This is a genomic window from Micromonospora sp. NPDC047707 (assembly GCF_040704235.1).
GTDB lineage: Bacteria > Actinomycetota > Actinomycetes > Mycobacteriales > Micromonosporaceae > Micromonospora.
The window spans coordinates 49,697-64,353 of the sequence record NZ_JBEYSU010000001.1; the positions used below are offsets into that span (position 1 = coordinate 49,697).

Sequence of the window (14,657 nt, forward strand, 5' to 3'; positions counted from 1 at the left end):
CGCCGGGCTCGACGGCGGCTCGGGACAGCGCCACCAGGACCGGCGTCTGCTCCAGCGGGGGTCAAGCCGCCCCCGATAGCGTCCGCCGCGACCATCCCGCCTGGACTTGAGGACGGCCGATGCCGCTGCACGACGAACTGCGGGAGATCCGCGATCCGGTGCTGCGCAAGGTGCAGGACCACCCCTTCTGGTCGGGGATCCGGGACGGGTCACTGCCACCGGCGGCGCTGGCCCACTTCCTCGCGCAGGACACCGGGTACCTGCTCCCGACGTACGCCCGGGCGTTGGCCCGCTGCGCGGCGGCGGCCGACGCCGACGCGCACACGCTGCTGCTCGGCCAGTCGGTGGCCGGCACCCTCGACGCGCGCGACCGGCTGCGCGCCAACAGCGCCGCCCTGGCCGCGACCACCGGTCTGCCGGACACCCTCGGCGACCCCCCCGTCGACCCGGTGACCCGGGCGCACACCGCGTTCCTCACCGCCGCGACCGCCCACTCCTTCGCCGGCGGGGTGGGCGCGCTGCTGCCGATGGTGTGGTTCAACGCCGAGGTCTCCGACCGGCTGCTGCGCGACACCGTGGCCGACTCGCGCTACCGGCCGTGGGTGGAGGCCTACCACCCCGGCGAGTCCTACCGGTACGCCGTGCAGGCCTTCCTGGACATGGCCGACGACATCGGCAGGAACGGCACGGTCCGGCAGCGGGCCGAACTCATCGAGCAGTTCTCCATCAGCATCCGTTACGAATGGGCATTCGCCGAGTCCTGCACCGCGTCCCTTTCCGACGGCGGGGACCGGCGGCTGCCGTTCGAGGAGTCAACGAGAGAGGGCACGAGATGACTGCCCAGGCCCCGATTCCCTACCCCTTCCCGTGGACCCCGCCGATGGAGGTCCCGGAGTCGCTGCGCGGCCTGCGGGAGCAGGCCCTCGTCGAGGTCCGCCTGCCCAGCGGCGACACCGCCGTGATGGTGACCCGCTACGCCGACGTCCGCAGCCTCTTCGCCGACCCCCGGCTGAGCAAGAACGTCGCCCGCCCCGACGTGGCCCGCATCGCCGCCGACAACGAGCTGTTCGTCGACCCGAAGATCGACGGCGATCCGCCCCACCACACCCGGATGCGCGGCCTGGTCACCCGGGCGTTCACCGCCCGCCGGATCGAACTGCTCCGCCCGTACGCCCAGCAGGTCACCGACGAGCTGCTGGACGCTATGGCCGCCGGCCCGAAGCCCACCGACCTGAACGAGGCGCTCGCCTTCCCGCTGCCGATCCTGGTGATCTGCAAGCTGCTCGGCATCCCGCCGGAGGACCGCAACCGGTTCCGCTCGCTGGTCGACGGCTTCCTGTCGGTCACCAAGCTGCCGCCGGACGAGGTGGAGCGGTGCCGCAGCGAGCTGTGGCAGTACCTGGTCGAGCTGATCGAGTACAAGCGGGCCAACCCCGGCGAGGACGACCTCATCACCAGCCTGATCAAGGTTCGGGACGAGGACGACAACCGGCTGTCCGAGTACGAGCTGCACCACTGGACCCGGAGCCTGCTCATCGCCGGCTACGTGACCACGGCGAGCCAGATCGGCACCGGCACCGCCGTGCTGCTGCACCGGCAGGACCTGGTCAAGGACATCCGGGCGGACTACTCGCTGGTGCCGTCGGCGGTGGAGGAGCTGCTGCGTACGCAGATCATGGGTTCCTCGATCGGCACGCTGCGGTACGCGCTGGAGGACATCGAGCTGTCCGACGGCACGATCCTCAAGAAGGGCTCCAGCGTGCTGCTCTCCGAGGAGTCGGCCAACATGGACGAGGCGGTCTTCGCCGACCCGTTCACCCTGGACATCCGCCGCCCGGAGAACCACCACATGACCTTCGGCGCGGGCATCCACTACTGCGTCGGTGCGGCGCTGGCCCGGATGGAGCTCCAGGTCGCCACGGAGACCCTGCTGCGCCGGTTCCCCGACATCCGGCTGGCCGTGCCGGCCGCCCGGCTCCCCCGCGCCCTCGGCGGCTTCATGGAGGGCTTCAGCGAGGTCCCGGTGACCTGGTGAACCGCCACGCTCTGGTCACCGGCGCCAACCGGGGCATCGGTCGGGCGGTCGCCGCCGAACTGCACGCCCGCGGGCTGGCGCTCACGGTGACCGCCCGCGACGCCTCGGCCGCCGCCGGCACGGCGGCCGAGCTGGGTTCCGGCGTACGCGGGCAGCAGCTCGACGTGACCGACCCGGACAGCGTCGGGAAGGCCGCCGCCGAGGTCGGACCGGTCGACGTCCTGGTCTGCAACGCCGGCGTGCTGCTCGACGGCGGCACCGGCCCGCTCACCGCCCCGCTCGACCTGGTCGAGGAGACGCTGCGGGTCAACCTGCTGGGCACCTGGCGGGTGCTCCAGGCGTTCGTGCCGGGCATGGTCGAGCGGGGCTGGGGCCGGGTGGTGGTGGTCTCCAGCGGCACCACGGCGGAGTTCGGTGGCGCCCTCTTCCCGGGTGCGCCCGGCTACTCGCTGTCCAAGAGCGGCCTGAACGGCCTCACCACGCTGGTCGCCGGGCAGACCGCCGGCACGGGAGTGCTGGTCAACGCGGTCAACCCCGGGCGGGTCCGGACCCGGATGATGCCGCACACGACGACCCCGCCGGAGGTGCCGGCCCGGTTCATCGCGGACGTGGCCACCCTGCCCGCCGACGGGCCGACCGGACAGTTCCTGACCGAGCGACGCGTCCCGCACTGACGGCGGGCCGCCTGCGACCAAGCGGGACCCACGACCGAGCGGGGCCCACGACCGAGCGGGGCCCACGACCGAGCGGGGCCCACGACCGAGCGGGGCCCTTCGACCAACAGGAGACCGAGCATGCAGATCGACCTGTCCGGCAAGAAGGCGGTGGTCACCGGGGCCGGCGCCGGCATCGGGCTCGCCGTGGTGCGGGCGCTCGCCGCCGCGGGCGCCGACGTGTACGGCGGCGCGCGGACCGTCAGCCCCGAGCTGAAGGAGGCCACCCCGCACACCCTCACCGTGGACCTGGTCACCGAGGAGGGGCCGCAGCTGCTGGTGGAGCGGGCACTCACCGAGTTCGGTGGCATCGACATCCTGGTCAACAACGTCGGCGGCGGCGTCATGCTCGCCCCCGGCTTCCGGGACATCCCCGACGACGTGTGGCGGCAGACGTTCGAGCTGAACGTCATGACGACGATCCGGGCGACCCGGGCGGCGCTGCCGAGCCTCGTCGAGCGCAAGGGCACGGTCGTCAACATCGGCTCGATGAACGGCACGATGGCCGACCCGCGGCTGGCGCACTATTCGGCCGCCAAGGCCGCCGTCGCGAACATCGGCAAGGCGCTGTCGGCGGAGTTCGCCGCCCAGGGCGTACGGGTTAACACCATCTCCCCCGGTCCGGTGAAGACGCGGCTGTGGGCGAACCCGCACATCGCCGAGAAGGCGGGGATGACGCCGGACGAGTTCCTGGCGATGGTGCCGAAGATGGCCGGCCTGGCCACCGGCGAGATGATCGAGCCGGAGGAGATCGCCGCGCTGGTGGTCCTGTTCGCCTCGGGCCGGATCCGCAGCGTCACCGGGGTGGACCTGCCGATCGACGCCGGCATGGCACCCCCGTCCCGCTACCAGCGCCCCAACTGACGCCCCAGCGAACGGCCCCCGGCGCCTTCCGGCGCTCGGGGGCCGTTCGCGCGTTAACAAGGGGCCCTTCCTCTACCGCAGGCGATAAGAAGGGGCCCTTCCTTACCTCAAGGCGGTGAGGCGTTCGGCGTGGTGGATCAGGTCGGTGCCGTCGAGGACCGCCTCGGCGGGGCCGACCAGGTTGACGCGGCGGTTGAACGCGCGGCCCAGTTCGAGGTCGTGCAGCACACCGCCGGAGAGGGCCGCCGAGATGAGGTCCTGGCGGGCCATCTCCGCCCTGTCCTCGTCCGGCACCGGCTGGCCGGTGATCCGGTAGATGCGGGCGCGGTCCATCGCCGCCGACTCCCGGTAGACCGCGTCGGCCTCCCGGGCGGTCGCCGCGTCGTACGCCAGGGCCGTCGCCACCGGGTCGCCGGCGCCCACGGCCACCGCCCCGGCGGCGGCGAACGCGTACGTCAGCGCCATCGCCGAGCCCCAGCCGTACGCGGGATTGCTCGCGCAGAGCGAGTCGCCGGCCGAGAGCAGGCCGAGGACGACGGGCCGGCCGTCGACCACGTACCGCCGGCGCAGGCTGCGGTTGCCCGCCATCACCTGGACGCCCTCGAGCGGGGTGCCGTTGGCCGGGTCCACCCACGGCGCCAGCGCCGGGATCCCCCGGGCCACCGCCTCCCAGATCGAGGTGTGCCGCAGCGCGCGGGCGCTGCGGTTGTCGGGGTGACACTCGAAGGAGAAGGCGTACGTGTCGTGGTCGCCTGGGAAGCCGATGAACCACCCGTCGGCGAACTCGCCGCGCAGCGTGGCCACCGAGGTCCGGGGCAGCTCGCAGGTGTCGGTGAAGCGGAAGTAGCGGCTGTAGTAGACGGTCTCGCAGTCCTGCACCTCGGTCGGCACCCGGATCCCCTCGGCCGCCAGCCAGCGGGACACCGGGGACCGCTGGCCCAGGCAGTCCAGCACGACGTCGGCGGTGAGCACGTCGCCGTCGGCGAGGCGTACCGCGGCGACCCGGGGCCCGGCGCTGGTCCAGTCGAAGCGCAGGCCGTTCGCGACGGCCGGGCAGCGGAACTCGACGCCCGGCTCCTCCTCGGCGGTGAGCCGCAGCGCCAACTCGAAGACGGCCCGCCGCGCCCACACGTTGGTGAACGCGTCGTCGGCGGGCACCCACCGGTCCTCCGGGATGAGCCGCTTGAACAGGTTCATCTCCTCGACGCCGCTCGCCCGCAGCCGGGCCAGGACGTCGGGGGCGTGCCGCAGCAGCAGGTTACGGGCCCGGGCGGAGAAGCCGTGCGGCAGCCGGAACTGCGGCACGCCGCGCCGCGGCCAGTGCAGGAACGGGTCCGCGGTCGGGTCGGCCGGCGGCGGGTCGCGCTCCACCACGGTCACCGGGTGCCCGCGCCGGGCGAGCGCGATCGCGGCGGCCGTGCCGGCGATGCCGCCACCGAGAACGAGGACGCGCTGGCGCATCGGCCCTCCCGCCTTCGGCGTACGCGCGGTCACCGGCGCCACCGCACGACGTCGTCGAGCGGCTTGCGGCGCGCCGCGTTCGGCGGCACCGGCATCCGCTTGCTGCGGTCCTCGTGGCCGATCGTGATGATGCCGGTCAGGGACACGTCGCCCGGCAGGTCGACCACGTCGGCGAGCGCGCTCAGCTCGTCGGTGTAGACGGAGCTGACGAACCCGGTGCCGAGGCCCTCGTTGATGGCGGCGAGCTGGAGCAGCATGAACAACGCCCCGCAGTCGAACCACCAGAACGGCACCGGCCAGGGGATCTCCGACCAGCCGGGCCGGACGTCCTCGCCGCCGTACCGCTCGTGGTAGGACGCCTCGCGGGTGGCGACGTAGATGTGCACCGGGGCCGACGCGATCCAGCGGGGGAAGCCCAGCTCCACGTAGCGGGCCTCGGCGATGTCGGCGGCCTTCTGCCGCAGACCCGGGTCGGTGACGACGACCAGGCGGTACCCCTGGCTGAAGCCGGCGCTCGGCGCCCGCCGCACCGCCCCCACGATCCGGTCGAGGGCGTCGTCGGCGACGGGCCGGTCGGTGTAGCTGCGCACCATCTGGCGGCGGCGCAGCACGTCGGGAAAGTCCATGGAAACTCCCTCGGGTCAGATCGCGAGCTGCACGTCGTACCGCCGCAGCCACGCGTCGAACTGCAGCACCATCTCGATGTTCATCCGGCTCACCCACTGGTGTGCGATCTCCGAGGGCCGGTCCAGGGTGGCCCGGACCGCGGCGAGGTCGAGCAGCGGCAGCGACGGTGCGGACGGGTCGTTCACCAGTGCCGACAGCTCGTCGCGGAGCATCTCGGCGTACGCCGGATCCTGGGTGACCGGCCACGGGCTCTTGGCGCGGTCGAGCACCGAGTGGGGCACCAGGTCGCGGGCGGCCGCGCGGAGCAGGCTCTTCTCGCGGCCGTCGAAGGTCTTGAGCCGCCACGGGGTGTTGTAGAGGTACTCGACGAGGCGGTGGTCGCCGTAGGGAACCCGCAGTTCGAGCGCGTTGGCCATGGCCAGCCGGTCGTCGCGGTCGAGCAGCATCGGCAGCCACCAGGTGAGGGTGACGTGGGTGATGCCCCGCATGAGCCGCTCGGTGTCGTCCTCGTCGCCGGTGTACGGCGCCGCCGCCAGGGCCGTCCGGTACTGGTCCCGGTAGTACGTGCCCAGGTCCAGCTTGGCCATGAAGCCCGGGTCGAACAGGCCGCGGCCCTGGCCGCGTGGCGAGCCGGGCTGGAGGTACTCCTTGGCCACCCAGGGGAACATGTCGGCGGCGAGGAGCTGCTGGTCGTACATCCAGCTGTAGCCGCCGAAGATCTCGTCGGCGACCTCACCGCTCAGCGCGACCGTCGAGTGCTCCTTGATCCGGCGCGCGGTCAGGTAGTTCGACGTGTCCATGTCGCCGAGGGTGGTGGGCATGTCCTGCGCCCACAGGACGGCGTCGCGGGCGGCCCGGTCCATCAGGTCCCGGGTGCTGAGCTGGATGCGGACGTGGTCGGCCTCGAGGTGGCGGGCGACCTCGTCGGCGTACACCTCGTCGGGGGTGAAGCGGACGTCGTCGGGCTGGAACCGGGCCGCGTAGTCGTCGAACGTGGTGACGAAGGTGCGGATCCGCTCGCCGTCGAGCTTCCAGCGCCAGTACGCGGCGATCGCCGACACGGCGCTGGAGTCCATCCCGCCGGACAGGGCGGTGCACAGCGGCACCTCCGACTCCAACTCCCGCAGCACGATGTCGTGCAGCAGCTCCCGGACGTGCCCGACGGTGCCGTCCAGGTCGTCGGTGTGCGGCCGGGCCTCCAGCGCCCAGTACCGCCGCTGCGCCATTCCGGCCCGGCTGATCGTGAGCGTGGTGCCGGGCAGCACCGCGCGCAGGTCGCGGAAGACCGACATGCCGGGCCGCTTGGCGGTGGCGAACAGCTCCTGGAGGTTGTCGAGCCCCACCAGCGGCCGCACCAGCGGGTTGGCGAGCAGCGCCTTCGGCTCCGAGCCGAACAGGAGGCCCTCCGGGCGGCGGGCGTAGAAGAGCGGCTTCACGCCGAGCCGGTCCCGGACCAGCACCAGCTCCTGGCGGCGCAGGTCCCAGATCGCGAACGCGAAGATCCCCTCCAGCCGGGCGGCGCACTCCACGCCCCACTCCAGGTACGCCCGCAGGACCACCTCGGTGTCGCTGCGGGTACGGAACTCGTGCCCCCGGGCCCGCAGCTCGGTCCGCAGCTGCTTGAAGTTGTAGACCTCGCCGTTGTAGACGATCGTGGCGACCTCGCGGCCGTCCTGCTCGACGGTGAGCGGCTGCGCGCCGCCGGCCACGTCGATGATGGCGGTACGGGTGTGCCCGAGAGCGGCGTGCCCCCGGATCCAGACCCCGGAGTCGTCCACCCCACGGTTGGTCAGGGTGTCCGTCATCGCCCGCAGTGTCGCGCGCTCCCCCGTCAGGTCACGCCCGAAGTCCACCCAGCCGACGATGCCGCACATGCGCATCACCCCTCGCCTCGCGTCCGACTACGCGTGAGCCTGCCGGGCGGCGTTCCACGCCACCTCGACGGCGACTCGACGGGGGATCCCCGGCGACCGACGAGTACGCGGCGGTCCCGGCAGAGCGAGCGGCTGTGACAGAACCATGACATGACGCGGACGGTTTCCGGACCCGGCACGGCCATGCTTGCCGGGTGCATCCGCCATCGCCGTATCCGTACGCGACACCGCTCCCGTCTGCGGTGCGGCCGGAGCCCGCCGGAAGGCCGCCGACCGGCCGGCTGCTCCGTGCCACGCTCGGCTACCTGCTCGCGTTCGCGCTGACCGGCGTGGCGTTCGTGTGGACCGCCCCGGGGCAGCGCCTCGACGGCGGGTTGCTGCCCCGGGCCGAACGGGGCGGCGGGTACGAGCAGCCGACCGACCTGGTCGAGCCGGCGAAGGCGGTGCTGGCCTGGTTCGGTGACCCGCTGGTGCTGGGTCTCGGGCTCGGCACGGTGTTGCTGCTGGCTGTGCTGTCCGGTCGGGTACGGGCCGGGCTGGCGGGGGTGGCCCTGGTCGGCGTCACGGTGCTCGGCGCCGGCCTGGCCAAGCAGGTGATCATCCGGCCGGACCTCGGCGTGGTGACCTCCACGACGCACAACAGCTTTCCCAGCGGGCATGTCGCGGCGGCGATGGCCCTGCTGCTCGCGCTCCTGCTCGTGCTCCCCGCGCGGGCCCGCTGGTGGTTCGCGCTGCCGGGCGCGGCCGGGGTCTCCACCGTCGCAGCGGCGACGATGATCGCGGGCTGGCACCGCTTCAGCGACGTCGTCGGCGCTGTCCTGCTGGCGGCGGCGCTGTTCTGCCTGGCCGCCGTCACCTCGGCCCGGCCCGGTACCGGAGCCGCGGCCCGGCCCGGTACCGGAGCCGCCGCCCCGCTGGCCCAGCCCGGGAAGGACGCCGCCGCCGCGGCGGCCCGGCCCGGTACCCGAGCCGCGACCGGAACAGCCGGTCCGGCCGGTGCCGCGCTCGGGCTGCTCGGTCTGCTGGGCGGCCTGCCGCATCTCGCCCCGGCCGTCCCCGGCGGGCTGTTCATCGCGATCACGGCCGCCGGTGGGCTGGTCGTCCTGGTCGTCGCCGCCGTCCTGGTTCTGGTGGTCCCGGTGGACTTCGGCCCTGGTTGCGGGCGCCCCGGCTCGGCCGCACCGGAACCGGACGCGCGGGCCGGGGGGCGGCGACCGGCGCCGCCGAACATGATCGACAAAGCGACTTCGGCTGGAATGCCATAGTTGATGCCATGTCCCGGGTGCTGTTGATCGAGGACCACCAGACCGTGCGCGACGGCCTCCAGCTGGCGCTGACCCGCCACGGTCACACGGTGGACGCCGTGGCGACCGGCGAGCAGGGCCTGGCCCGGCTGCGTACGGGCACCGCCGACGTGGTGATCCTCGACCTCATGCTGCCCGGCATGGACGGGTTCGAGGTCTGCCGGCGGATCCGATCCGCCGGCGACCTGCCGATCATCATGCTCACCGCCCGCAACGACGACATGGACGTGGTGGCGGGTCTGGAGGCCGGCGCCGACGACTACGTGGTCAAGCCGGTCCAGCCCCGGGTGCTGGAGGCGCGGATCCGTGCGGTGCTGCGGCGGACCGGCGGCGAGCCGCGCCCCGCTGGTGCGGAGCCGGCGGTGGAGCGGCACGGCGAGTTGACCATCGACCGGGCGGCCCTGGTGGTCACCCGGAACGGGTTGCGCGTCGGCCTCGCCCCGACCGAACTGCGCCTGCTGCTCGAACTCTCCGGCACACCCGGTCGCGTGCTGAGCCGCCAGCAACTGCTGGAGGCGGTCTGGGAGCACGGCTACCTCGGCGACTCGCGCCTCGTCGACGCGTGCGTGCAGCGGCTGCGGGCGAAGATCGAGGACGATTCGGCGGCTCCGGTGTACGTGCAGACGGTGCGCGGCTTCGGCTACCGGTTCGGCCCGCTGTGACCCTCGGCAGGCGTGGCCGGTATCCGCGGGCCGACCGGCCACCGCGGGGAGACTCCCGGTGAATCGACTGTGGCGACCGGCCGGCCTGCGACTCCGGCTCCTGCTCGCCTTCGCGTCGCTCGGCCTGACCACCACGGCGGTGGTCGCCGGCGCCAGCTACGTCCAGGCCCGCGACGTCATCCTGCAACAGGCCCAGGACGCGGCCGTCGTCACGCTGACGGAACAGATCGCCCGGATCACGCCGATCCGGAGCCTGCCACCGAGCCAGGCCGACCTGGAGGCGATCGCCGCGGACCTGTCCGACCGTGACGACAGCGCGCTGGTCACGTACCAGGACAGCAGCTCCGGTGACGACCAGCTCTCCGCCGCGCTCTCGCCCGAACTGCGGGCGGAGGTGAGCGGCGGCCGGGTCGTCTGGCAGCGGCGCGCGGTCAACGGCTACCCGTACCTGGTGATCGGGACGCAGCTGATGGTGTCGCAGGGGGACGGCACCCCGCTCCCCTCCGGCCTGGAGGTCTACCGCCTGCACAGCCTGGAGGCCGAGCAGCGCAGCATCGACCGGCTCGCCACGCTGGCGTGGCTGACCGGTGGGCTGTCGCTGGTGTTCGCCGTCCTGCTGGCGCTGGTAGCGGCCCGAGGTGTGCTGCGGCCGGTCCAGGAACTCGGCCAGGCGGCCCGCCGGCTCGGCGAGGGTGACCTCACCACCCGGCTGACGGTCCGCGGCTCCGACGAGCTCGCCGGCGTCGCGCGGACCTTCAACCACACCGCGGAACGGCTGCAACGGCAGGTCGGGGAGCTGCGCCGGATGGAGGCGGACGCCCGGCGCTTCGTGGCCGACGTCTCACACGAACTGCGTACGCCCCTCGCGGCGATGACCGCGGTGACCGACGTGCTGGACGAGGAGGCGCCCCGGCTGCCCGGGGACGCCGGACGCGCCGCCCGGCTGGTCAGCCAGGAGACGCAGAACCTGACCCGGCTCGTGAACGACCTCATCGAGGTGACCCGGTTCGACTCCGGCACCGCGGCGCTCGCCCTGGACGACGTCGACGTGGCCGCGGCGGTCCGGGCGACGCTGCGCGCCCGCGGCTGGACCGACCAGGTGGTGAGCGACCTGCCGCCGGGCACGCTGGCGCGGCTCGACCCGCGCCGGCTGGACGTGATCCTGGCCAACCTGGTCGGCAACGCGCTGCGGCACGGCGCCCCGCCGGTGTCGGTCCGGCTGCGGGCCGAGCCGGACTGGGTCGTCCTGTCGGTCGGTGACCGCGGTCCGGGCCTGGATCCGCACGTGCTGCCGCACGTCTTCGACCGGTTCTACAAGGCGGACACCGCGCGGAGCCGGTCCGAGGGCAGTGGGCTCGGCCTCGCCATCGCGTGGGAGAACGCCCGGCTGCACCGGGCGGGCGCCGATCGGGGCAGCCTGGTGGCCGGCAACGATCCGGCCGGGGGTGCGGTGTTCACCCTCCGCCTGCCGCGTTGCTCGGTGGGCTCGGCACCGCCCGCAGCCCGTTCCCAAGCCGCCGGGGGACGACCGTGATCCGTCTCCGGCGGCGCGCACTCCCCGTCGCCCTTGCCGTGCTGGTTGCTCTCGGCGCCGGTTGCGGCGTACGCCCGAGCGGTGTCATCACCGGCGGTCCGGCCCCGGTGGGGCCGGCCCGGGGAACCGGCCTCTTCTTCGTGTCGGAGCAGCGCCTCACGCTGGTGCTGCGTCCGGTTCCGCCACCCGGGTCGGTCGACAAGGCTCTCGCCCTGCTTTTCGCCGGCCCGGATCCCGCCGAGCAGAAGCAGGGCTACACCAGCGAGATCCCGGCGGACGTCGGGTTGGGGTCGCTGTCGACCCCGGGCGGGGCGGGTACCACGGTGACGCTCACCGGCGGCGTGACGGCGTTGTCGGCCACGGCGGTCGACCAGATCGTGTGCACCGTGCGGTACGCCGCGCCGGAGAGCATGCCGACGGCGGTCACACTGGCCGGCCCGGACGGGAGCCGTGGGCCGTTGACCTGCGACCACCCGGTCGTCGTCCCCTTCGAGCGCTGACCGGGGGTTCACGGTACGGCGACGGTGCTGCGGGCACCGGCGATCAGGATGTCGAGCAGGTCCGGGAAGCTGATGCCGGCACGTGCCCAGATCCGCGGGAACTGCGAGGCGCTGGTGAAGCCGGGGAACGTGTTGACCTCGTTGACCACCGGCTCGCCCGGGTCGCCGTCCCAGCCCCCGCCGCCCCGACCCTCGCCGTTTCGACCCTCGCCGTCCGTGTCCTCGGCGGGTGCGGTGTCGAGGCCCGGCCGGGGCTCGGGGAGGAAGAGATCCACCCGGAGCAGCCCCCGACAACCGAGCGCGTGGAACGCCCGGACCGCGCGATCCTGCACCAGCCGGGTGGTGGCGGGATCGAGCGCGGCGGGGATCTGGAAGACGGCGCCACCGTCGTACTTGGCCGCGTAGTCGAAGAACGCGGACGTCGGCGGAACGGTGATCTCCAGGGGCGGACCCGCCTCGACCCGCCCGTCCGGGTACTGGAGGACGGCGACGTCGACCTCGCGTCCGGGTACCGCCCGTTCCACGAGGACCTTCGCGTCGGCGTCGTGGGCCAGCAGGAGCGCGGCCGGCAACTGCCACCACTCGTCGACGCGGGAGACCCCGATGCTGGAGCCGGCCCGGGCCGGTTTGACGAAGACCGGCAGCCCCAGCCTGCGCTGGTCGGCCCGGGACGGGAACTCGCCCGGCCCCAGGGTGATCCCGTCCGCCACCCGCAGGCCCTCGGCGCTGATCAGCTTCTTGGTGACCGCCTTGTCCATGCCGGCCGCGCTGGCGAAGACCCCGTTGCCGACGTACCGGACGTCCAGCCACTCCAGCATCGACTGGACGGTGCCGTCCTCGCCGTAGGGGCCGTGCAGCGCCGGGAACACCACGTCCTGTGCGGCGAGCACGCCCAGGGCCGCCGGCAGGGTGGCCGGCTCGCCGTCGACCTGCCAGCGGCCGTCCCGGCCGATGAGGATCTCGGTGACGAGGTAGGCGTCCCGGTCGAGGTGGGCGAGGATGCTCGCCGCCGACCGTCGGGACACCTCGTGCTCACTGCTGCGACCGCCGTACAGGACCGCCAGCCGGATGCTCATGCCCTTGTTCCGTTTCTCTCCGTGCCGCGTACCCCGATCGGCCCGCTGCGCTCGCTCATGGGGTTGCCATCTCCCGGTGCCGGTACCGGCGGGCCACCCGCGTCCCGACGCCGGTCAAGATCTCGTGCGGGCTGGTCCCGGCCCACGCCGCCCATTCCGGGACCGTCGGCCAGCAGCCGGCGGTCGCGTCCGCTCCCGGACCGGGGCCGAACACCACCACCCGGTCCCCGATCGCCACGGGCAGGTCGCCGACGTCGACCACGCACTGGTCCATGGCGATCCGCCCGACGATGGGCCGCCGCGCCCCGCCCAGCCACACGCGGGCGCGCCCCTGCGCCGTCCGGGGCAGACCGTCGGCGAAGCCGACCGGCAGGAGCGCCAGGGTGGTCGGGCGCCGCGTCACGTGGTCGGGACCGTAGGACACGCCGGTGCCGGCCGGTACCCGCTTCACGTTCACCACCGTCGTGCGCAGGGTCATCGCGGCCCGCAGGCGGTACGCGCCGGGTCCCGCCGCGCCGAACGGGTCCACGCCGTACAGGGCCACACCGACCCGGCAGAGGTCGTACCGGGTCGCGGGGGCCGCCAGCGCCCCCGCCGAGTTCGCCAGGTGCGCCAGATCCGGTCGCAGCCCGCCGCTCCGGGCGATCCCGAGCGCCTCCTCGAAGAGCGCCACCTGGCGGGCGACGCGCGGCCCGTCCGGCGTCTCGGCGTCGGCCAGGTGCGACCAGACCCCCCGGACGCGGACGCTTCCCTCCACCTCGTACTTGCGGGACCAGCCGACCAGATCGGGCCAGTCGTGGCCGGCGGCGCCGTTGCGGGACAGCCCGGTGTCGGCCTTGAGCTGGACGGTCGCCGGCCGGCCGGACCGGACGGCGGCCTCGGCCACCGCGTGCAGGTGCGGCACGGTCGAGACGCCCACGTCCACCGCCGCGGCGACCAGCCCGGCGAAGTCGTCGTCCGGCCGGTGCAGCCAGCTCAGGACGGGCGCGGTGATGCCGGCCGCGCGCAGGGCGAGCGCCTCGGCGGTCGAGGTCACCCCGAGCCAGCGCGCGCCGGCCGCCAGCGCGGCACGGGCCACCGGCACGGCCCCGTGCCCGAACCCGTCGGCCTTGACCACCGCCATCAGATCGGTGCCGGCGATGGCGCCGACCGTACGCACGTTGTCCGCGACGGCGGCCAGGTCGACCTCGGCCTCGGCCAGCGCGTTCACCGCTGCCGCCCCGGCGGGGAGACGCGGCGGGCGGAGACGGCGAGGAGCAGCGGCCCGCGCAGCGGCGGCAACCACCGCGCGCGGGGCGGTGGGCCGACGCTGCCGGGCCGTACCGGCAGCAGTGGCTGGGAGGTCACCCGGGTGAAACTGCCACCGCCATGTCCGTACGTGGTCCGCGGATTGTCACGAGCAGGTAATAGCCCGCGCCGAAGCTGCCCTAGAGTTCCTGAACCGGACGCGACAGCAGGCAGAACTCGTTGCCTTCGGGGTCAGCGAGCACGATCCAGCTCGCGTCGGCGGGCTGGCCGACGTCGACCCGTCGCGCACCGAGGGTGAGCAACCGGTCAAGCTCCGCCGCGGTGGACACGCCGTCGGCCCGCAGGTCGAAATGCAACCGGTTCTTGATCACCTTGCCCTCCGGCACAGCCGCCACGTCGATCATCGGCCAGGAACGGTCGGACGCCGCGATGGTGATCACCTCTGCGTCCTCGTCAACGACCTGCCAGCCGAGCACCGCGCACCAGAAGTCGGCGATCAGTCGTGGTCGGACGGCGTCGATGGCGATGACGGCAAGACGGCTCGGCATGCCGGCATTCTCACCCGCGACGACGCACAAGCCCAGCGCGGCCATCGCCGCGACACAACCACGGTGGCAGCATCCTCCAGCGGCAGGGCCGTCGTCACTTGTGGTTGAGGCGCCCTGCGCACACCTGTTGGCCACGTCCGTCGCGCAGCGGGCATCGATCCAGGGCCAAGGAGCGGTACGGTCGGTTGCGGCGACCCCCGCACAGACATCG

At 73.5% G+C, this 14,657-nt stretch carries 15 protein-coding genes; 8 read left to right on the forward strand and 7 right to left on the reverse strand.

From position 1 onward, the window contains the following. The first annotated feature begins 119 nt into the window (after positions 1-119). The 4 genes from AB0873_RS00245 to AB0873_RS00260 all read left to right on the forward strand — a co-directional run bounded on the left by AB0873_RS00245 (position 120) and on the right by AB0873_RS00260 (position 3,612). The gene (locus AB0873_RS00245; RefSeq protein WP_366597738.1) at positions 120-836 is read left to right on the forward strand and encodes a hypothetical protein; all 717 of its coding nucleotides are present in this window, start codon (positions 120-122) and stop codon (positions 834-836) included. Then, positions 833-2,035, forward strand: a complete 1,203-nt coding sequence (locus tag AB0873_RS00250) for a cytochrome P450 (protein WP_366597739.1) — start codon at positions 833-835, stop codon at positions 2,033-2,035. Before AB0873_RS00245 ends, AB0873_RS00250 begins: the two co-directional genes overlap by 4 nt. Next, on the forward strand, positions 2,032-2,709 hold the full coding sequence (locus AB0873_RS00255; RefSeq protein WP_366597740.1) for an SDR family NAD(P)-dependent oxidoreductase: 678 nt from the start codon (positions 2,032-2,034) through the stop codon (positions 2,707-2,709). Before AB0873_RS00250 ends, AB0873_RS00255 begins: the two co-directional genes overlap by 4 nt. A 120-nt stretch (positions 2,710-2,829) precedes the next feature. After that, positions 2,830-3,612: an SDR family NAD(P)-dependent oxidoreductase gene (locus AB0873_RS00260; RefSeq protein ID WP_366597742.1), complete on the forward strand. Its 783-nt coding sequence runs from the start codon at positions 2,830-2,832 to the stop codon at positions 3,610-3,612. A gap of 102 nt (positions 3,613-3,714) precedes the next feature. Here the strand turns inward: AB0873_RS00260 and AB0873_RS00265 are convergent, their stop codons facing one another. From AB0873_RS00265 to asnB, 3 genes are read right to left on the reverse strand one after another with little or no spacing between them, the layout of a single operon-like run. Beyond that, a complete protein-coding gene (locus AB0873_RS00265; protein WP_366597743.1) occupies positions 3,715-5,073 on the reverse strand; it encodes an FAD-dependent oxidoreductase in 1,359 nt (452 codons plus the stop codon). A gap of 29 nt (positions 5,074-5,102) precedes the next feature. Then, positions 5,103-5,699: a nitroreductase family protein gene (locus AB0873_RS00270; protein WP_366597744.1), complete on the reverse strand. Its 597-nt coding sequence runs from the start codon at positions 5,697-5,699 to the stop codon at positions 5,103-5,105. 15 nt (positions 5,700-5,714) lie between these two features. Continuing rightward, positions 5,715-7,574 carry an asparagine synthase (glutamine-hydrolyzing) gene (gene asnB / locus AB0873_RS00275; RefSeq protein ID WP_366597746.1) on the reverse strand — a complete coding sequence of 620 codons (1,860 nt, stop codon included), beginning with the start codon at positions 7,572-7,574 and terminating at the stop codon, positions 5,715-5,717. 242 nt (positions 7,575-7,816) lie between these two features. Between asnB and AB0873_RS00280 the strand changes: the two genes are divergently transcribed. The 4 genes from AB0873_RS00280 to AB0873_RS00295 are packed head-to-tail and all read left to right on the forward strand — an operon-like array spanning position 7,817 to position 11,574. Further along, positions 7,817-8,839: a phosphatase PAP2 family protein gene (locus AB0873_RS00280; RefSeq protein ID WP_366597747.1), complete on the forward strand. Its 1,023-nt coding sequence runs from the start codon at positions 7,817-7,819 to the stop codon at positions 8,837-8,839. Positions 8,840-8,847: 8 nt separating this feature from the next. After that, positions 8,848-9,540, forward strand: coding sequence for a response regulator transcription factor (locus AB0873_RS00285; RefSeq protein ID WP_366597749.1), 693 nt, complete (start codon positions 8,848-8,850; stop codon positions 9,538-9,540). Positions 9,541-9,598: 58 nt separating this feature from the next. Next, positions 9,599-11,074, forward strand: coding sequence for a HAMP domain-containing sensor histidine kinase (locus tag AB0873_RS00290; protein WP_366597750.1), 1,476 nt, complete (start codon positions 9,599-9,601; stop codon positions 11,072-11,074). Then, entirely contained in the window at positions 11,071-11,574 is a 504-nt protein-coding gene (locus tag AB0873_RS00295; RefSeq protein ID WP_366597751.1) for a hypothetical protein, read from the forward strand. The genes AB0873_RS00290 and AB0873_RS00295 overlap by 4 nt, the downstream gene beginning before the upstream one ends. 8 nt (positions 11,575-11,582) lie before the next feature. Here AB0873_RS00295 and AB0873_RS00300 read toward each other — a convergent pair whose 3' ends face one another. From AB0873_RS00300 to AB0873_RS00315, 4 genes are all read right to left on the reverse strand, one after another. Next, positions 11,583-12,650, reverse strand: coding sequence for a D-alanine--D-alanine ligase family protein (locus AB0873_RS00300; RefSeq protein WP_366597752.1), 1,068 nt, complete (start codon positions 12,648-12,650; stop codon positions 11,583-11,585). A gap of 55 nt (positions 12,651-12,705) precedes the next feature. After that, a complete protein-coding gene (gene alr, locus AB0873_RS00305; RefSeq protein ID WP_366597754.1) occupies positions 12,706-13,860 on the reverse strand; it encodes an alanine racemase in 1,155 nt (384 codons plus the stop codon). Then, entirely contained in the window at positions 13,857-13,997 is a 141-nt protein-coding gene (locus AB0873_RS00310; RefSeq protein WP_366597756.1) for a hypothetical protein, read from the reverse strand. The genes alr and AB0873_RS00310 overlap by 4 nt, the downstream gene beginning before the upstream one ends. 80 nt (positions 13,998-14,077) lie before the next feature. Continuing rightward, entirely contained in the window at positions 14,078-14,491 is a 414-nt protein-coding gene (locus AB0873_RS00315; RefSeq protein WP_366597758.1) for a VOC family protein, read from the reverse strand. Between the last annotated feature and the right edge of the window lie 166 nt (positions 14,492-14,657).